General features: G+C 43.3%; 1 protein-coding gene (only partly in view). It reads right to left on the reverse strand.

Annotated features, from left to right (window positions below):
* Positions 1 to 22,657: the 5' portion of a DUF4347 domain-containing protein gene (locus AA650_RS09510; RefSeq protein WP_053538825.1), read on the reverse strand. 14,627 nt of this gene lie to the left of the window's left edge; 22,657 of the gene's 37,284 nt are visible here — the first part of the coding sequence; the start codon lies at positions 22,655 to 22,657; the stop codon falls past the left edge of the window.
* Between the last annotated feature and the right edge of the window lie 105 nt (positions 22,658 to 22,762).

The following is a 22,762-nucleotide window of genomic DNA, read 5'->3' on the forward strand; positions in this document are numbered from 1 at the left end:
CTACTTCTACCTGAATTGTGCCATCAGCAACTTGTCTTGTGCCAGTGACAACAGGTACAGTAACGGCGCGTTGAGTGATGAAGGGGATAGGTACTGGTTTTGTACCTGCGCCTAAAGCTGAGTCTGCATCAATGGTGACTGTTCCCCCTGCGAGAATGGTAGCAGTATTCTGAGCTTGTAATGTACCTGAACCATTAACTAAGACATTACCACCACTGAGTTGAGAACGGGTAATTGTGCCGCGAATGGTGCTGGGTGTCCAACTGGCGTTAATACCAGCCCGAATATCGAGGTTTTGGGCGGCTGTCACTAAACCGTTAACAGTTAAATCGGTGACGACATTTAAACTAATATTGGTGCTGGCATCTAAGAAACCTTGTACTACTAAAGAATTAGCAATAACTTCCAAATTCTGATGGGAGTCAACTAAAGCACGGGATAAGGGGGCTTTACTCTTAGCAATAATCGCCTGACCTAATGCGTTAATTTGGATACTCGGATCAGTTGTGGTTGTTCCGCCACCGTAGGTTTGAATTAAGGCATTATTGGGACGGACTGCATTCAGTGGGTTGGTTTCTTGGTAGTCCAGTAGGTAGAGATTATTACCTTTAATGACAACCTGACTCTTAGCGCCCACAGCATTGTCAATAAAGACATCACCTGCATTATTCTCACTGGTAATAAATACCTTATCTGGATTGACGCTAGTATCGTTAAGTGGTGCAATTTGACCGCTTAAAACCAGACCGGATTCAGCCGAAATATTGATGATACCGCTTGTGGCTGTTTCTAATGTACCGCCACCAACACGGGTGAGGTTAGCGGGGAGTTCGGCACTGGCAACGGGTGTAGCACCTACAGCTAGTACAGTTCCTGTCGCACTGACATAATCACCGTTAGCATTGATATAGAACCCAGAACTATTCACAAAACGTCCTTGAGGGTCTTGATAAATTAAGGGAGTTAGCATTAAACCGTAACCGGAAGCACCAACACCACCATCAACGGTAAGAACATCATCTGCTTTCAGGTAGCCGTTAATTAATAACATTCCTGCACTATCAATAGTGATGTCTGCACCGTCATCATAAGCCTGAATTAAACCATCAATTTCTACTTGTTTACCGGCAGTGATATTGATTTTGCTGTCGGTGCTATCTGCAAAAATCAGAGTTCCAGTTTCCGCAAACCTGGCTGTAGCATCACTCTTAATTGAACTTAGACTGTTCATGGTGAAGTCTAAGGTGCTGCTACCACCAGTAATATTAATGTTGATGTTACCTGTGGCGATCGCTGTCCCTCCTCTGGTGACAACTAAACCTGTGGTGTTGTCTGCACCTGAACCACCAAATGTGACTATATCTGCGGACGTTAGATTGATATTGGCGGTTTTTCCTGTCCAGGTGACGGTGTTGTTAACCAGTTTCGCCCCGGCGAGGAGTGAACCGCCCACGTTGATAATATTACCAGTGACGTTAATATTACTGTTGTCTGTACCACTGAAAAGACGCACACCAGAGTTAAGATCAACTGTCCCTGTACCGTTAATGGAGAGATTACCAATACTGGCTAAATCAAAGCCTTGTTGTTGATATTTACCGTTAGTTAAGATGGTCCGACCAAAGGAAATACTACCGTTAGCATTGGTTTGGTTAATATTCAGGACTTCTCCTGTTCCCTGGACTAATATTTGACCGTTATAACCCTGAATTTGGTTAGCTGCGGTCATTTTCACTGTTCCTTGACTAATAATATCTGTCATCAACAAAATATTATTAGTTGCAGTAATTAAGACCTCATTAGTATTAGCATTATTATCAAATTTGGTATTTTGTAATACGCCTTCAAAGTCAATATTTTTACCAGTCATTACCAAATTTGTATCAGTAATGATGCGTCCAGAAGTGCGGGCTAAGGTTAGATCTCCAGAAGTTGCGGTAATATTAATACCAGTCATACCCACACTACCTTCGCCGATAGTGCTGTCAATAATCACGTCATTTAAACCAGTGATATTAACTGATTTACCATTAATTTTACTTGTACCAAAAGTATGAACACTGGTTTGTCCAGTAGTAATAGTTGTACCTGCATTGATGTTAATTTGATCAGTAGCCGTGAGACTACCTTTTAAATCAAGAGTGTTGGTAGCGTTAATAGTAATATCAGAACCTGTACCACTGGCGATAACATTACCTTTAACAACTCCATAAGTACCAACATTTAAGGTAATTGAACTATTACGAGTTTCTAATAAACCTGTATAGTCTAAGTCAATATCCACACCATCGGGCGAATTTCCACTATTCAAATTAATAGTTTCATAACCCAATACTTTACCAGCAATATACAATTTACCGTTTAGTCCGGTTGGCGAACCAATAGTCACAACTGAACCTACTTGGTCGGCTTTGACTGTATAAGGTAGGGTTGAAGTTAAATCGGTAGTCAGATTGGTGAAACCTAGTTTATCAGCATTAGTTGAACCAGTTTTAACTAATGTGGTTGCATAGGAACTGGTTAATAATAAACGACTTTCACGGAGTTTTACCTGTAAATCATTATTATCAAAACCAGTGTAGGTACTACCAATAGCATGAGCGGTAGTATCTTGACTACTAACAACTGTCCAAGTCGCATTCTTAATAGCAGTATTTAAGTCTTCGACTAAATTTCCTACTTGAGTATTATTATTTGTCGCAGATTTGGGTAAGGTGACAGTGGCTTCAATGAAGTAACCAACTTTATCTAAACGTAATTTCAAGGTGACATCTTGACTAATTACGCCTGTGGCTAATTCATAGAAAGCAGCCGCTTCAATTTCGTTGGTGTAAGCAGGGGCGAGTATATCAACTTCTCCCTTCGCACTCAGGTTAATTTGACTGTTTTCGCGCCAAGTGGAAATTTGGGTTGAACCATAGAGAACCATTCCTCTACCAGAATAATTGGTAGAACCGTCTGCTGGGTTGGGTTCTACGGGGTCAATACCGCCCACAAGGTCTATTTGTTTTCCGGCTTTCAGGCTTTGACCGATGCGAATTTGGTTATCTGCATGAACGCTTATGGTAGAATGACCGCCGAAATTATGGGCGTAACGTCCCATATATTTGCCGGTGGTGTCGCGGACATCTTGGACTTCACCACCTGGTAAGACTAAGCCTTGAATGTCAACATCTTGGGCTGCGTTAATAATAATGGAACTATCTGCTGCATGAGTAACTAATTCACTGGCTGCTTGAACATAAGCACCTGTACCGGAACTGTTACCACCACCGTTAATCGTGATGTTGTTATTGGCGTAGATGTAACCACCTGTTTCAATTGCTTGACCTTGTTGGTTAATGGTATGACCACCAATAAATGCCTGTCCAAGAGATGTGATCTCAACTTTGCCGTAGTTACCTGACCAGTCAATGGTTTGAGATAACATATTACCGTTGGCATCAAAAGTTTGGACTAACTTACCGCCTGATGCCAAGGTTCCCATCATTTCCATGTTGCCGGTGTTGTTCATGGAAATTAATGCGCCACTATTATCGGAAGTTAGACCCATGGCGGTGACACCGCCTGCTGCGGTGATAATTAAGCCAAGTCCGTTATCGTCTGCGCCCGCTGTACCGCCATTTAAGCTAACAGATTTGGAAGCTAGTAATCCTGTATCTAAGAAGATTTGTTGACCTGCTTTAACGGTGATGGTTGCGTCATTTCCTGCCCAAGTTACACCGGTTGCACCAATACTACCCCCCGCGACAACTGTGCCTAAGATATCAACATCTTTCGCACCTTGGAGGTTAATGGCACTACCAGCTTTTTTGGTATTAACTCTCGATGTAGTATGAACATAAACGCTAGAACCTTGACTATTTGGAGTGTTGGTGCTTGTTCCATTTGCTAGATAACCGCCTAAAATGTCAATTTTATCTTCAACGGTTAAGAAGCTTTCAATGTACACCCAACCTTCAGAACGAATTTTCAGGTCAGAGTTTTGACCGTTGACGTTGATATTACCTCGGAGAATTACATCATCGGGAAATTCCAAATTAACCACCGCATTGTCTGCATTATTGGTAATAGTTCCAGTCAGGAATAGGGAGAACGCATCTGGTTGTAGTGGTTTCAGGTAGAGGTCACTGGGTAATCCTATTTTCAAATAATCATCATATTTATCTAACCGAGAAGTTCCAGCCACCATGTTGATTTGATTGGCGGTGGTAATTGCTCCCTGGATAAACAGACCATTATTTGCTGTTAAATCTAGGGTATCTGAAGTGATTGACCCCACTCGCATATCACCGGAGATGACTTCGATACCTGCATGACCAACTGCACTTACTTGATTAACAAACAGGTCATTCGTTACCTCTTGAACATAGACGTTACCTCCACTGACAACAGTTAATTTCCCATCAGTTAGAGAGTTAGTGTTAATTTCTAAAACATCAGAGTTAGTACCAATACTACCCACTGTTTCTAATGTGATGTTTCTACCAATAACATCAGCCGTCGTATCTCCCGTGTCTACAATCGAGGTTAATGCCCGTAAACCGACATCAAATTGAGTTTCAATTACACCAACTTTCAAGTCATGATCTAGGGAGTTAACGTAAATATCACCTTGTTGAGCCGTGATATTAATAGCACCATCTAACAATAGATCAACATCAAGGTAGTTGGTGTATTCGCCAATAGAACCTGTTGTTGATTGTAGATCAATTGCCGAACCACGAATATTCAGGAGATTCTCATTAATATCAAAGATTGAACCTTGAGCCTGTAAATCTACAGAACCATTAGTGAGAATACTATTGACGAATATATCGCCACCAGGAGCTTCAACTGTCACGTAACTGCCAGCGTTAATCTTATCAATAAATAAGGATGTGTTGGCAACTTGACGAATGTAAGTGCTAGTTAATGATTCTGCACTTAATTGGCTATTAGCACCGGACAAATCAATGCGGAACGAAGTGTTAGTCGTTGTTCCAGCAATAGTACCTTGAGACACCACTAATAAATCACCAGTAGTGGTAATAGCTGCCGTACTTCCTCCGGCGTAATTATCAATGATGCTACCACCCGCCTGGAGGCGCACATCTCCACGAGCATTAACGTGATTGATATTTAAAGTTCCAGCAGCCTGTACTGCAACGGCATCACCGGCATCAATAGTGGTGATGTTGGTAATTTCTATGTCAATATCATCAGTTAATTGCAGGGTTAGGGATTCTACCACAGACTTGTCTTGTACTAATTCTCCTTGAATTAGGTTGACGTTCCCTACTCCGTCTGATCCATGATTTGCTGTTAGTTTTTGCCAAAGGGTTGTATCACCATAGATTTGCTTCCCTAAATCAAGGGTCTGATTTTGACCTAAATATTTATAAAGTCCATATTCAACAGCGTTGTACTGCACTAGAACAGTTTGATATGTTGCTAAGGAAACTTCTTGCTTGATGGATTTATTGGTTCCGCTAACAAAATTCGCTTGCAATTTCTCCCACAAGGAAGTGTTGCTGAAATTTGCCTGAGTCAGATCAACATCTGTGTCATCGCTACCTAAATATTTGTAGGTGGCATAACTTACGCCCACTACATCACTTACAGAGGCACTGGAGAGGGTTTTCTTTTTATCAGTTGCTAGGTTGTTAAAGCCACCAGATAGGTCAATGGCAACCATGTTACCGACTTGTCCTAACTGTCCTTGGGCTTTGAGGGTGACGTTGCGACCAATAATGTTAGAACCTTCTGTGTTACCAGCAGTTGGTGTAGTCCTTAGTAAGTTGGCATTGGGATAGAGGAAGCTATATAAACCTGCGGACAAGGGATATTTTAAGGACTCTGCATCAAATAGTTCTTGCGCTCTCTCACTAACTTCTGATGAACTGATGGAACTTCCTTCCACAAGATGATCAAAAATCGAACCTTGGACAGATTCTAAGTAAATATCTGCCGGAGTCACAATTGCATTGAGGTTCAAGTCTCCTGCTATTTCACGAATATAAATATCACCTTGAGATTCAGCCCCTATACCACGTGTACCGCTGTCTACTCGTAACCAATCTGTTGTACTTCCTAATGCTCCAGCAGAAGTCTCAAGTTTAATTTCTTTACCACTGATTAATGAACTGGAATTTCCTGCGGTGATGCCTTGAGGTGCGTTTAATGTGACAGTACCATTACTGGAGGCAATATTACCAGCCACCAGGTTGCTATTAATGTTATCAAGAGAAACAATTGTTAAATTGATATCACCTACTGCTGTAGCATTGACCGGTTGTAGACCACCTTGTATTTTTAAGTCAATACCACCAGACTGAGCCTTGAATTTCAAGGCTTGAAGTCCGTTTTGCACATCGGCGTTATCTATGGTGTTGGCATAAACAACACTGGAACTATTACTATTAATGGAACTACCTATTAATGACACCTTGCTATTAGGAGATTCGATGTCACCTTGGAGATAAAGGACTCTGTTGCTGGTGATAGATATTTGAGCAGCATTTTTATTAGGCCCTTGGATGAAATCTATATCAATTGGATAATCAGCTTTTAAGGCGTTGGTATAGAAGTCTTTGAGTCCAGTAATAGTAGTTGTTCGCGTGTGTAAAGTTTTCTTTCTCAGCCAACCACCACCTGTAGTCCAATTTTCAACCTTGGTAGAAGAATTGACGTAGTTGCTATCAAACTTGTTATTAACTCTATCTGTAATGCTTGATAAGTTAGTGCCAATCTCTGTCCATTTATCGGTGTCAGTGAAATCTTGGGTAGATAGAACTAAGTCATCATTATCGCCGATATAACGATAAACCTTGTTATTGGCAACATTTCTGACCTCGGAAACGTTTTTGATCAAGTCTACGCTACTGTCGTTTACCTGTTGATACTCGATAGTGTAGGCGGGTAGAATAGTTGTAGCATTAAATACTAATGACTCCGATTCTAGCAGTGGCTTTTCATCACGGAACTCTACGGTTTTCCAGGTATAACTATCATCTGCAACTAAAGCATCCCAATCAAAACCAAAGAGGTTAAAGCTCTTTTTCTCATATTTTCTGACTTCAACCTGGGTTTTCTCCTGTCCCTCTGTCCACACATACTGGCGACCTAGTGGGGTTTGGTACTTGATGTCATCAGTGAAGCTATTTGTTACTGGAGTTCCGGTTGCTGTGTAGGTAACAGTTTTGTTGACACTATCGTATACTCCGTCAAATTTTGTGGTCTTAATATTATTAGCATCAACTGTGTACTGAACCTTCTTGAGGGTTTCTGTGTCAATGATGGTAATTTTACCTTGACGGTTGGTGGTGGTGTCAATGCGGTTGAGGATCAGTTGATAAATGCTCTGGTTGTTAATATCAACGTTGGTATAACCGTTGGCAACTTTCAATTGACCATTTCCTGTACTGAAGATTTGACCAGCCAGGGTAATTTCTCCACCCTTGGGAACGATGTCATTCAGGATGATTGCCTGTTGATTAACGTCAAAGTAACCATCTACAGGGACATTTTCTGTGCCGAAACTAATTCCTGCTAAGACATTGCCATTATCATCCACAAAATTTCTGGTTTTCTTACCAGGATTAAAGGTGGCAGCAATATCAAGTTCAATGGTACTAACACCACTTTGAATGAGTCCGTTGACGTTTAGATAACGAGCGGTGATTGTAACTGGTCCTTGAGAGAGAATGCGGGATTGATTACGGTTAATGGAGGTTTCTAGGTTTTGACCATTGACGTTAGTAGCACTGTTGTAGGTTTCACTATCGGCAATACCATTTGGGTTATAGACTGTTTGACGTAGTCGGTCATAGTCGAGATATTGACGGGGGTCTTGATTGCTGTGGAACCAATCATCCGTATTCAAGTTAAAGTTGCTGGCGGCATTGATGGTGACGTTTTCGGCTCTAATTTCCCCGGAAACGTTGATACTACCTTCTTTGTTGTCAATTAACAGGTTGCCGGATTCGTTGATTACATCACCAAGGATGTAGATATCTTGGTCAACAGAGGGGATAACAAGACTGCCTGTGTCATATTGACTGTTGGGATAGGCATCTTGAACGATGGAGATGTTCTTAGCGCCAGTGTTGTTAACTGCGTTGGAGATGAGAGCGTTGTTGAGATAAACGTTACCGGGCTGGAGAACTGTGTATTGACCATCAACTATTCTGACTCGTTTGTTGTCACGAATGACTGCATCGTTGACGTTGAGGGTGAATGGCGACTGGTTGGTAATTTTAATTTCTGCGCCGCCTCTGGCTATTAGTTGATTGTTGCTAATTAGAGGTGTGAAGGCAGTGGAACTAGTTCTGTCTGCTTCAATAAAGATGGAACCTGGCGCGGCATAAATATTGGGCAGATTGATGAATAATAGGTCTATTTCTTTTTGAACTGTCGCTGATTCTGGATCAATTAGTCCAGAATCAGCGATCGCTTGATTGATGGCATCCAATTGTACTTGATAACGAGCTACTGCCTCGGAATTACCGGAGTGACTGTTAATCCAACCTTGGATTTTCTCTCTTTGTTCTAGTAAGAGACTACCTAAACCCGCATAAGACATTGTGATGTCGTCTAATTCTACTGGTTTAACAACGTAGAATTTGTTTTCGAGGGTGCTTTTTAAGTTATTGGTAACATCACTGGTATAAACAGTCAAGTCTTCCAAGTTCGGACTAGTGCCAAGGTCTTCCCAAATCAAAGTATTGGTATAGTTCTGGGTTTCTAAAATAATTGAGTCAGCGCCATCTTTGGTTAGAGGTTTGTATTTGTAGTAATGCCCGGCTGTACCACTTTCATAGGCATTAGCTATGGCTTGTACGACTGTACCAGTGGAAATGCTAAAGCTAATTTTAGCTAAATCCAATTCGGCATATTCATAGTTGGTCTCTTGATCAAGTCCCAGGGCGGTTTTTTCACTAGCAATTAGTTCATGCCCTAATTTTGCTGGGTCTAACTGTTGAGTACCACCGACACTGATGGGTTTAATTTGTACTACTGTTTTGTTATTAATTCCGGCTTCAATGCTGACACTACGACCAACCTCAATTTGATTGCTGCTGCTGACGGAACTACCATCTGGAACATTAAATCCGTAGGGAAGGGCAGAAAGATTCAATACTAAACCATCAGTTGCAGCCCGTTTATTCCCGCCTAATCCTTCTTTCGCAACTAAACTGACATCCCCTAATGCTCTGATTTTTGATGCGCCTTTAATGTCAATTTTATTGGTTTCGTTGATCTCGGCTTTCAAGACGGGAATACTTAAACCAGGACCGAAGGAAACGGTCGTAATTTCAGCATTGGCGGAACTATCTAGCAAGTTGGGAACGGCAAAACTATCTCGTCCAGTAAATAGATAAATGTCACTACCTTTGACGGTGGCATTATCTACTGTGATTTGGTTTTTGGCGTTGGTAGTTGTCTTCGCATCGCCGGCGGCAACTCCGCCAAATGCAGTGACGGAGAGGAGGTTCGCACTTGGTCTTAGTCCCGTATCAGTCCGGGTAGTCAGGTAAACATCCCCAGATTTATTTTCTAAGGTTGCGCCGTTAAGATTGATGGCGGCATTGGTTTCAGCATCAATTCTCGATAAACCTACCGCCAGACTGTAACCACCAACGGTTTCAATGCGGACATTGTCAACGGCAGTTGCTTGATTCAGGGTTTCAATTTTCAGGACTCCTTTCTTGGCATTTGTGCCGTTAACGGTAATGTTAGTGCCGCTACCAATGTTAACTACTGCCTGGAAGGGATTATCCGATGTCCCAATGTCTGTACCACTTGTAAGGACAGTAACGTTCGCGCCAGATGCAGAAGCAGCGATGAGGCTTGGTTTCCCGGCGGTTTCGTCTTTAGATACTCTGTTAATGGCATTGATGATCACATTATCAGCAGTAATACTAGTGCTAGTTCCTATATTTACATTAGCCTTACTGGTAATTAGATTCTTTGTTCCTGCTCCAGTCCCAGCTAATGCTGCTAGGGTAAAACTGTCAGCGGAGGAATCTACATCTTGATCATGGCTGGATGTAATGTATAGGTTATCTACGACGATCGCTGTGTTATTACCAATTTTGGCTAGGGTGGCGAAGTCGGTAGTCACGTTGGATTGAGCGCCCGCTACCGCAACAGCACCACCAGAGGCAGCTATACTTTCTGCTAATAAATCATCGGTACTAACGGCTGCAATTGTCAGGGCATTGGCAGTTACTTGTGTACCATCCCCGATGGTTGCTTGCACTTCATCAAAATCATTGCCCTTACCTAAGGTAACATTGGACTCCATCGCGCCTAAAGCCCCTAATCCGATAGTGCCACCGTTGGAGGAGGTTCTGCTTCTGGTGTTAGCGGCTGATCTGATGTCAATATCACCAGTGGATGTAAGTTTTGTGCCTTCGACAAAGGCTTTGAGGAGGATGGCAATATTGCCAGTAGCAATATTAACCACACCGCCTACAGTACCACCAGAAACCCCGGCGGTGAGGGTCTTATCTATGTCGGCAATGGATTCTACGTAAACTGTGGTATTGACTGAGTTAATAGTTGTGGTGATGGGAGTTCCACTTGTCCAGTTGTCCGCGACGGAATCACTATCAATCCAGGCTTGGATACTGCTATTAATCTCGTTCTTAACTATGGCTCCACCCAGGGCAGCACTGATGATAGATGCCGCTATGCTGACTATTGTGGCATCACTGGAGAGGTATGCGTTCTCAGCGGCTAGGACATCCAAATTTGTGCCACTGGTGACTGTCACTGGTCCTGTAATATAGGCATCAATATCGTTATTGATGGTGTTATACAAACCCACACCTCCACCGGCGAAGGCAAATCCACCAGCACTGACATCAACTGCTACTGATGCTGTTACCGCGGTGACGTTGCTAATGTAGGCGCGTTCAACATCAGCAGAAATGAGAACATTGCCGGTGGTAGCTTGGATAGTTTTGGCAGTATTGCTCTTAATGTAAGCCTGGACACTATTGGTAATTTCGTTGACTACTTGAGATACAGCTACGGATACTGCACCTCCTCCCAAAACACCTGCGATCGCTGCACCAACTGCATGGGCTTTGGTCACTTGGCTATCGGATATGGCCTTGATTTTTATGTCAACTCCGGCAGTAGCCTTAGTATTTTCTAGGTAGGCGTGGATATTGCTGGCCATTTTGCTGGTGGATTCTGCCCCAGCCCCGGCTAGAGATAAACCAATACCCACAGCGATCGCCACTGAACCGGCGAAGGATACTGTCTCAATGGTGTCTTTACTATTGGCATAAACTTTGATATCCCCTGTGGAGGTGGCGGTAGAATCTTTGATATATGCCAGGGTTTCGTTACCGTAACCAGAGTCATCAGTGATGGAGTCGTAACCAATTAGGTTTCTAGCCAGGGAAACGCCAATGGCTCCTGATGCTGCTATTAATGCGCCAGAACCAGCCACGCCCACAGCCCCGGCCAATGCAGAGATATGTGATGTACTTTGGGCATCTAGTTTGATATCGTTGGCATTTCCACCTTTGGTTTCTATGGTGCTGCTATCAACGTAAGCTTTAACACTGTTGTTAATAATATTGGTGGATTCTGCCCCAACTCCAGTCAGAGCCAACGCTCCTGAGAAGATGTTGGGAGATATGGCAACACTGACGGATACGGCTACGGCATTGGAGGTGATGGTCGAGTCTTCAATTGCCTCTAATATTAAAGAACCATTCTTTGCCTCTACTTTATTGTCGGCATTTTGGATGTAGGCATGAACATCGTTATCAATGTCGTTGCGAGCAATGCTTAACCCAATGGAGGCTGCCACAGAGAGATTACCAGCAAAGGATATACCCACAGAAGCTGCGCCCACTCTGGCTGTAATGTCTGTGGTGTCATCAGCTTTGAGGGCGATGCTGTTGGCGGAAATACCTGATACCCCATCCCTGTCTATATATGCCTTCACCTCGGCAGCGATTTTATTTTCAGCTACCGCACCCGCACCCACTAGGCTAACGGCGAAGTCTCCCGTAGCCCCTACACCTAATGCTCCTGCTCCCACATCGGCGGTGATTGTATCTTCGGCTGTGGCGGTTTGGCTCAATGCACCTGTGGCTGTGATGCTGGAATTTTCAATATAGGCTCTGACTTGGGCTGCGGATTTGTCACCATTAGATTTATAGCCAATGTAGTTTTTGGCTAAAGACCCACCTATGGCGGCGGCTACCGCTCCTCCACCTGCGTTGCCTGCACCACTGCCTGCGATCGCCACCACGGCGGCATCAATGTCGTTGTCGGAGTCGGCTGTTAAAGTGACATTATCAACATCACTGATGGTGCTGCCTTTGATATAGGCGTTGGTATCGGTGAGGATGACGTTGGTGGCTTCTGCTCCCCCACCACCAAGGGCTATACCTGTGTTGCTGCCCACTGCTACCGATATAGCAACGGCCACGGAAATAGCCTCGATGGTGGCATCGGATTCGGCAATGATGGAGATGCTGTTAGCTGTGGAAGAAGCGGTGGAATTGTTGATGTAAGCTTTGATGTCGTTGTCAATGGTGTTTCTGGCTAAGGAGACACCTATAGAAATGGAGACGGATGTAGCTCCCCCCACAGATAGGCCAAAGCTTCCGCCACCCGCATCGGCGGTGATGTCTGATGTGTCCTTAGCCTTAATGGTGGTTAATCCATTATTGGCAATGATCGTACTGCCATCAACATAAGCTTGAACTGTGTTTTCAATATTATTAGTGGCTTCTGCTCCCGCACCACTTAAGGCCAATGCCCCCTTCTCGGACACTGCGATCGCGATGGCAACAGCAACGGAATCGGTATCAATAGTTGCATCTTCAATCGCCTCTATTTTCAGTTGCCCATTTGTGGCTTCTACCTTATTGTTGGCATTTTTGATGTAAGCCGTGACTTCATTGCCAATGTCGTTACGAGCTAAACTGACACCAATGGCGGCGGCGATCGCGGCATTACCCAGGAATGCGGCTGCCACAGATGCAGCACCAACTCTAGCTGTGATGTCTGAGGTGTCGTCAGCCTTGAGGGTGACAGAATTGGCAGAAATTCCCGTGGCTCCGTCGCCATCAATAAAGGCACTGACCACTTCAGCGATTTGATTGTCAGCTAACACACCAGCACCACTCACACCCACATTGAATCCCTGGCTAAAGGCGGCTATGGCTACCGAGCCTGCACCCACATCGGCGGTAATGGTTTGATCAGAGGTGGCTGTTTGGCTGAGATTGCCACTGGCTGTAATACTGGAATTTTCGATGAAGGCTCTAATATCTGTGGCTGATTTATTGCCGTTTTTCTCGTAACCAATGTAGTTTCTAGCTACGGCTGCACCAATGGAAGCTGAACCACCAGGGCCACCACCAGACACTGCACCGGATATGGCAACCACGGCGGCGGTAATGGTGGAGGTGTTATCGGCGGTGATTGTGACATCCTTTGCCTGAGTAATGGTACTGTTTTTAATGTAGGCGTTGGTGTCAGTGAGGATGATATTCTCTGCATCTGCTCCCCCACCACTGAGTCCCAAACTAAATTCTTTACCCACAGCTACGGCGATGGAGACGGCAACACTTCTGGCGGTAATTTTCGCATCGGATTCGGCTTTGATCAAGATATCTGTGGTGTTGGCGGTGAGGCTAGTGTTGTCAATATAGGCAGAAACTTTATTATCAATAGTGTTGTCTGCCAGTACCACACCAATGGAAAGACCAATGCTATTATTCCCACCGGCTGCCACCGCCAAGGAGCCGCCACCAGCATCGGAGGTGATTTCTGAATCGTCTGTGGCGGTGATAGTGATTGCTCCTGCCACTGTCACCACGGGATTATTTTTTAGGTATGCCTCGATGGTGTTATGAATTTTGTTGGTGGATTCAGCACCGACTCCGCTCAAGGCGGCAGACCATTTCTCGGAAACGGCTACAGCTATAGATACAGCCACGGCATCAGTATTAATGGTGGCTTTATCAAAGGCTTCTAACTTCAGATTGCCTGTTTTCGCTTCGACTTTGGTGTCGGCATTTTGGATATATGCTTTGACTTCGTTGCCAACATCGTTCCGGGCCAAGCTGACACCGATGGAGGCAGCTATTGCCACCTCGCTTGTCCCCAGGAATGTTGCTGCTACTGATACTGCTCCGGCTCTGGCTGTGATGGTGGAGGTATCTTTGGCTGTGAGGGCGATCGCATTGGCAGAAATTCCGTCTGCTCCAGTTCCATCACCTTCGATAAATGCACTGACTATTTGGGCGATTTTATTGTCTGCTAATACACCAGCACCGCTGGCTGCAATATTAACTGGACCGCTACCTTTGACTGATACGGCTAATGAACCTGCTCCCACATCGGCGGTAATAGTTTGATTGGTTGTGGTGGCTGTTTGGGTGAGATTACCACTAGCTTTGATACTTGAACCTTCAATGTAGGCTCTAATGTCTGTGGCGGCTTTATTCCCATCTTTGTCGTAACCAATGTAGTTTTTAGCTACTGCTCCCCCGATGGATGCTGCTCCTCCTGGTCCACCGCTTGAACCTGCAGCAGCAATAACAACTACAGCGGCAGTAATTGTGGATGTATTCTCGGCTAGGAGGGTGAGATCCTTAACTTGGATAATGTCACTGTTTTTAATGTAGGCGTTGGTATCACTGAGAATGATATTGATTGCGTCTGCGCCTCCACCACTAAGTCCGGCGGAAAGCTCTTTCCCCACAGCGATCGCGATTGATATGGCTACACTCTTGGCAGTAATAGTAGCATTGGCATCAGCCGTAATATCTATATCATTACTACTAGATGAGGCTTTGGCGTTGTCAATGTAGGCAGAAACCTTGTTGTCAATGGTGTTGAGTGCTTGGGCGACACCAATGGCGATCGCTCCTGAATTATTACCACTCCCACCGGAAAATGCCAGAGATCCTCCACCTGCATCAGAAATAATCGTAGAGTTATCTGTTGCTGTCAGGGCAATTTTGCCGCTACCTGTAACAACAGCCTGATTTCTAATTGCGGCCTCAATGGTATTGTTGATTTCGTTATTAGTAGAAGCACCAGATCCGGCTAGACTAACTCCGGTTTCACTACCACCTTTAGCCGCAGAAATGCTACCTGACAATGCCAACGTATCGATCTTAGCGGTAGAAGTAGTAGACAAGGTGACTCCGCCCGCAGAAGAGTCAACTTTTGTATTCACTCCTTCAATGACAGCGGCTATGGTGTTATCTATATCATTGGTAGCGATCGAGGCACCAATAGTACCTGCTATACCAGTTTTAGAATTCAAGACTACAGCAATTGCCACTCCCCCTGCATCAGCAGTAATGGTCGGAGTATCAATAGCTTCCAGTTTAATTTCTCCACTGGCATTAACATCAGCGCCATTCCGAATGGCTGCTTCAATTACATTAGTGATATCGTTATCAGAACCAGTTCCAGCCCCAGACAAGCTCAATCCCGTTGTACCGCTGCTCTGGCTTCCCGATACAGTTCCCGCCATACTTCGTGCCACAATAGTGGACTTTGATTCAGCTTTCAGGCTAATATTACCGCCTGTGGCATTAACTTTTGCCTTGTCAATTGTGGCTTTAACATTATTGTCAATTGTATTGGTTGCCTGGGATGCTCCAACTGTGATTGCCCCAGTAAATTCCTTTCCAGCAGCTATCCCAATAGCCACACCACCAGCGTCAGCAGTGATTTTCGACTCATCTTTTGCATAGAGGGTCACTGTGCCTACACTGGTGACATTAGCAGAATTGTCAATAATCGCTGTAATGGTGGTACTAATTGTATTTCCAGACCCGGCCCCAGCCCCAGCAAAAGCACCACTTAATCCACTGGTAGTTTGAGTGCTGGAAACTGAACCACCTATACTCGCCGCTTGGATAGTTGCAGTGGAATCTGCGGTAAGGGTGATAGTACCTGCCGAGATAATGGTGGCATTATCTATATAAGTTTTGATAGAGGAGTCAGTAATTTTATTAACTGATGCTGATGCACCTACGGAAATAGAACCTGATCCCTTTCCTCCTTGAGCCAAAGCCACACCCACACCACCAGATTCAGCATAAATTTCTGAATTATCCTTGGCTGTCAGGTTTAAGGTTTTACCACTGGTTTTAGTCTTAACCAAACCTTCACTAATAAATGCTGCAATGGTGCTAGTGATGGTATTCTTAGAACCTGCTCCAGCACCAGCGACACTAAAGCTACTGTTAGCAGGATTATTGGCATTAGAACCAGCACCAGCTAAACTGATAGCAATTATTCTTGTGTTTGATGCTGTTGCTTTTAGTTCAATATTGCCTGATGTGGTAGCTACAGAATTATTGATCACCGAGTTGAGACTGTAAGCTCGGATCGTATTTGTTACATCGTTTGTAGCTACTGAGAATCCAGCAGTTACGGCAGTAGTTTGTTCCCCTGCTCCAGCCAAGGAAAGGCTATATCCAATCACACCTCCAATGGCATAAATCTGGGAAGTATCATCAGCCAGTAGTTTTAAGTCTCCTGTGGCATCAATGATCGCATCTTTTAAGAACGCTTCTGTCTTCTTGTTCTTAATAATATTTTGGGAGAAGGAACCCGGCACATTTACCGATGTGTCTGAACCAGTGGCGGCTGTTGTGCTTGAACCCGCCAAGCCTATGGAGAGAGAAATAACAGTATTATCCTGATCAGCTTCTAGGGTAACGTCTGTACCTGCTACCGTTGCCCCAAGGATGAATGCTTGGGTGGTACTGTCAAACTCATTCAAACTATAAGAGCCAAATAACCCAATATTTGTAGATTTTTGAGTTTTCAGTTTAGAGGTATTAATTGCCGCTCCACCAGAAAATGTCCCAACAAAACTATCATCGTTGGCATTAAGTTTGATATTGCCGTTATAGGCTCTAACTGTGCCAATATCATTAATATACGCTAGAGTAGTGTCATCTATGATATTGATTGCCACATTACCCGCCACAGTCCAATCATATTGGGTTCCTGCGGTTGGTTTGGGTTTAGGTGGATCAGCATTGATGGCAGCAGCTAAAGCTACTACGACAAAATCTCCCGTATTTTTTGCTGATACATCAATGTCACCAGTGCTAATAATATAAGTTCCCTTGTTACCTGGTGTTTGGTCATTATCTTGCTGTTCTTTGCCAACAATGGCTTTAGTATATCGAGTTACATCATTAACTCCTACACTAATACCAACACCTACACTGTCCGTTTGTTGAGCAGCACCAACTACTGTCACATGAGTGTTATCACTTTCTGCTTTGACTGCAACTCCTCCACCATCAGCTTTTACGCCGCTTTCAATTTGGGCGATGGTTGTACTGGTTTGCCCTACGCCAATACCACTACCAGTAAATCCATAGCTTTCGGCATCACCACCCCCCTGCACTAGGTCAAAGAAGAATACATTTTCTTTGGCGATGACTGCTAATGCTGTTTTCTTCAGGGGGTCAATGCCAGTATCACCCAGTGGGCTTGTGGTGATGACAACGCCATCATTGATTTTAGCGATCGTATTGTTATCTACTGTTTGAACTAATACCGAAGCACCAAGACCATTTTTTGCTCGATTACCAAAGATATTAAATGCTTCAGTGGGATCTCCTTTTTGAGAAACTTTAATAAGGGAATCAACATTTACAGCAATGTGGATAATACCAACAACATTAACCATCGTCATTTCTGTATTAGCTTTTACTAGTACAGATTGTGTATTAATGATTGTAAAGACTTGAGAGCCAATACCAACTCCAGTTAAGTCAACAGCATTACCACCCAAGGCATCCTGATAGCTATTTGCCAATTGAATGTAGTTCGCATCAGCAGCAATGACAAAATATCCCCTATTAGCCGTGAGTCCACCGATCGCAGTTCCACCTGTACCAACGGAATAGTTGATCATGTCTCCTGTTTTTAAGCCATGACCGCTAATTTTAATTAGGTTATCGCTGGTATTAATTTTTAGTTTATTCTCATCATCAGCTTCGGTTTTGTCATCACCACTCAAACTAGATGTGTCAACTATTGTTACTGTTTTCTTTGACCAGGAATTAGTTAAGCTAACTTTTTGGACTCCAGAACCTAATGCTGTAAATTGAATTGCCGTACCACTAATGGATTGAGCGTAGGTATCTGCCAATTTAATAGTGTTGGCATCAACAACAATCACAAAATAGGCACGATTACTAAGTCCACCAATAGCATTTCCGCCAACAAAGGAATAGTTAATTAATTGCCCTTTTGTTAAACCGTGGTTAGCAATTTTAATCGTGCCATCGTTGAGACTAACTACGCTAGAACTAGCGGCATCAAAGTTTCGGTCAGAGCTATAGTTATTGTCCTGATTAATTTGAGTTCCAGTAATAGTTGAATCGTTGGGATCTCTATAACCAATAATCGCTTCAGATGTATTGTTGTAATCCAGGTATGATCCAGATAAGGCAAAACCTATTGTGCCTCCTGATATTTCTCCTCCTTTTTTCGGATCTTTCTTACCTTTATTTTTTGTAGTGACGAAGGTATTAAAAATCCGACTAGGGAAACCTAGTTTACCATCAAAGAGAATATCCTTGGTTAGTAAAATCACATTTCCTATGCCTTGTTCTGCTTCATTTATTGCTGGAGTCTTTGGGTCATCCTTAAAGGAATAGTCTTTCTTGAAATCCAACAAAAAGGGATAAATGAGGTCAGATGTAACTGAAAGTTGATTGCTGGCATCAACGATCGCTCCATCATAAATTCTGGACTTAACAGTATTGGTATAGAGTCCCAGCCCAAAGGAAAATGCTACAGCAATCCCATCTCCGTCTTTACCAGTAGCAGCGTCCACGAAGGTTTGCAGTTTTTGTTCTATGGAGGACTTAACAGTAACATTTCCAGTGGATTTTAAAACTGCTGATGGACCGACTGTGGCAAATACATCATGTTCAAACAAGTTTAAGGCAAAACCAAATCCAACAGAGGAACTTTCCTCACCATTCATGTTTCCTTTTTTATTCTTGTCGGTTTTTCCGGCCAACAGATCCTTTGTCTGGGCAGGCTGAAAAATTGCTGTGGCTGCTGGGAGTAGGGAGACAGGATTGGCAAGCAGGTCATTAATTGTGGGGTTAGAACCAGTAGCTCCTTTAGAGGATGATTTATCAGTTGCTTTTAAAGAGGCTGTTACAGAAATACCACTGCTGCCTTGTCGGGGATTTTTCAGGGTATGTTCTGTACCCGCACTGGCAACGGTGGCATCTAGATCAATTCCCGCAGCATTAATGGCCTCTGGCAAGGATTCAGCTAATTGAATTGTATCCTGATCAATAACAACAACATGATAATAGGTTTGATTCTCTAAACCACGTAGCGGTGTATCCTTGACTGTGACATTTCTGGTGGTTTTAAAATTATGAAGCGAGCCAGTTCCTCCGGCTTGTATATCTATGGAGGTGTCGTTGGTGGCAGTGTAGCTTTCTGCGCTGGACTTGGAAGTAGCAAGTTTTATGTGAGTATCGTCAATGACTATTACATAATAAACTGTGCCTTTAGCCAGGTTGCCGATCGCTGTGGAAGTTTCACCCAAGTAGCCTGTTTGATAGGTAACTGCATCGCCTGTTGTTAGGTGGTGCAGACTACTGAATGTAATGGTGTTGCTTGTCAGATCCACGTCAGTTGCTGGATCAAATGACAAGTTCATTGTCATTGTTTGGGTGGTTGAGAACTGGGGATCGACTTCATAGTAAACCGCATCACCAGTAGTAAAACCATGATTGGTGATTTTGATGGTGTCGTTGTCTTTACTTACAACAGTGCTATTGGTAGGGTCGAATTGATGGGGAGTCTTGGTAAAAGTGAATGTTTGGGAAGCCGAACCTAAGCCAGTCAGAGTAACAGCAGTGCCATCAACAGAATCGTCGTAGGTGGATGCCAATTTAATTGTGTTTGTATCCAGAACAATGGCAAAATAACCTCTTTTGGAAAGTCCACCAATGGCAGTTCCTAATGCGGGATCATAGTTAATTACTTGCCCTGTTACTAAACCATGATTAGCGATCGCAATTTTGCTATCGCTCAAATTAACTATACTGTTACTAGAAGCATCTATGGTTTTCACTACCTGGTCTAGTTTCAGGTAATTCAGCAGTTGCGATGAACCAGCAGTTTTGTCACTATCAATTAGATCAATATCTGCTATTCCTGTGGCTGCTCTATCAATGGTTGATGCCAATTTAATCTTGTTTTGATCTACTGCAATTACATAGTATTCACCTTGAGTGATTAATCCATCAAGATCATTACCATTATCATCACTGAAATAAGTTACTGCCTGACCGGTTGTTAAGCCATGATTAGTTAGTGTGATTTCTTCTGTATTAACATTCAGCGCTGTAGCGGCATCGAAGAATAATCCACCTTGGGGAGTTAGGCTTTGTTTAACTCCAGGGTTAAGTCCGGTGTTATCTAAATCTATAGCTGTTTCTTTTACTAACTTGATGGTATTGTCGTCTATTTTAACGACTGTATAGGTTTCTCCATCACTCAGACCACCAATACTTGTACCGCCCCCATTACTATAAATAAACTCATCCCCTGTTTTAAATTGATGATTGGGAATTGTAATGGTGTTGTTGTTGACATTTGATAGATCAATGATCTTACCGACAAAGGCAGAACCGGAGGTAATTGAACCATTGGCTTGGGCCTCAATATTCGTGTCGTCCCAATTAGCGGCAATCCCAATACCCGCGTTGCCACTAATGTAGATTGCTGTGGTAGCTTTGGCATCACTTTTGACTGATCCCTCTGCCTTCAAACTGACGTTCCCTTTGGCAATAATACTGGAGCCATTGTCCATAATTGCCTTAGATGTGGTAGCGGTATTGGCAAAGGCGAATGAAGCCCCAAATTCGTTAGCATTGGCAGGAGCATTTTCAGGGAAAAACGAACCTAAAGTATTAGCAAATACTCTAGCACCTACTAATGCGGTTGTTGTTACTTTTGATCCGACACTGACATCAGAGCCGCCTTCAATGGTGGTGCTACCTTGAATAAAGGTTTCGGCTGTACCTGTAGCTCTACCATAGGCAACTGCAAAGTGAGAAAGGGGATTATTTAGTTTGTCTCTTGTGATAGCTTTAACGCTATTGACTGTACTAATTGCTTGGACACTACTATCTACAACCGATGTAGAGGCAATATCAACTTTGCCACTGGCAGATATGAAGGTGTTATTAATGGTGATTTGCGTATCCGAACCACGCACTTGTACGGATACAGGAATTAATAAATTTTGTAATTCATACAAAGTAGATTGCACAAAAGGTGCAATTATTGCTTTTTGCACTCCTTCGGGGACTTCTGAATAAGGGTTTTTATCTTCAGCGTTAGCAGTTATTGTAACCTTAGCTCCCTTGATTGTTGATCCTTGTAGGTTTATATCAACTTTCTTATCGGAGTAATCCCAGATCGAAAGACCGGCTCTTAATACTAAAGCTTCTCCCTTGAGGGTTATGTCACCTGCTTTATTAGTAGTATCGCTGCCTAGAACGTGAGCTAGGAGTTTTGATCCAGTTTTGACTTCAATTTGGGGATCTGGTGTCAGTGCATCTTTGATAGCAGCAGCAAAGAAGAAATCAGGATGATCACGTAAATCAACTATGGCATTTAGGTTAATGCTACCTGAATCACCTGTGGAGGCATCTGTTAACCAACTAGCGCTAGTAGTTCCATTGACTAAGCGGGTAGAAATGACGACATTATCTAAAATTTTAATTTTGGGGGCTTGAATGGTAATATTCTTAAAGCCGCCACCACCGATATCACCGTTAATTGTCACTGTGTCTGTGGCATTAATAGTTAGGCTGTCGCGATCGCCTACCCCATCTCCAGAAATTTTCCAGCCTCCATCTAAGGTGAAGTTACCAACTACGTCCAAGGTAACATCTCCGGTCAGAGTAACGTTACCACCAAAGGTGACATTATCTCTATTTTCTACAGGACCTAGTGCAACTACATTTCCATATTGTTGTTTTCCACTGATATTGCCAGAAAGGGAAGCAAATACGGAATCATAGCCAGCGATCGCGCTATCTTTGAAAGCCAGCCCTGCTTCAATTAATCCTGTTTGTACCTCTAAATCCCAGTCTCCACCTTTATTTGTACCACCTGTTAAATCGTCGGATGCAGCTACATCAGCACCAGTAATTGCACTCAACCTTTGGACTAGGCTGACACCTTCTTCAGTAGCAGCAAAGTCACACCCATAAAGGATAATATCTGCATTCTGGGTGAGGTGTTGACCCCAGCTAGTTAAGTTACTTTCGTAACTGTCTAATGTGTTGAAGTTTAAGTTGGTAGAACCCAGTTCTAAGTCACCTTGACTACCGTGAGTGGCAATATAAACAGACTCTATTCCTTGATATCTTTGCAAGACTTCGCTGATTTGAAAGACTCCATCTTGGGTTAAGTCTAATTTAATTACTTCGATATTGGGATTAATCCCATCTATCAAACTCTGATAGTTGTCAATGTTAGGAGCAATAAAGAGGATTTCCTTGGGATGATTTAATCCTAAATGGTCTGTGGTGCCGTTAGGAATCAAGGGGTTATAACTTTGGGGATTGAGATCCAAGGGATTGTAATTTTCTGGTAATGACATGATTTTGTTCCTTTTTGTTAGTAGTAATAAATAAGCGAACTTGGTGAGATGATATTAAAACTTGATACTGGAAAAGTGACTTACAATAAAAATTCCAAAATACCC

Origin of the sequence: Anabaena sp. WA102 (assembly GCF_001277295.1) — a bacterium.
Taxonomy (GTDB): Bacteria; Cyanobacteriota; Cyanobacteriia; order Cyanobacteriales; family Nostocaceae; genus Dolichospermum; species Dolichospermum heterosporum.